General features: G+C 63.1%; 1 protein-coding gene. It reads left to right on the forward strand.

What is annotated here, in order from left to right; all coding sequences use genetic code 11:
- Window positions 1-255 (forward strand): hypothetical protein (locus R0J88_RS21690; RefSeq protein ID WP_410901131.1); only part of this gene is annotated, 255 nt, incomplete at both ends.

Genomic DNA, 255 nt, shown 5'->3' on the forward strand with positions numbered 1-255 from the left:
GCCGCAGCGGTGACGGCGGCCTGCATGGCACGGGGCGGCCGGACAACTCGCTCTACTGGAAGAAGGGCTTCGACGATGTCACTGTCGGCCTGCTCTACCAGCTCGGCCATGATGGCCAGCACAGCAACGAGACCTCACTCTTCGAGGATGGCGTCTTCACCACCGAGACCGAGTACTCCGGGTATGAGCGTGACTACAGCTATGAAGCTGCGCTCAACTGGCACCCGAACGAGGACTTCACGGTGGGCGGCGTCT

The organism is Pseudoalteromonas sp. SIMBA_162 (assembly GCF_046535955.1).
Classification (GTDB): Bacteria; Pseudomonadota; Gammaproteobacteria; order Enterobacterales; family Alteromonadaceae; genus Pseudoalteromonas; species Pseudoalteromonas marina.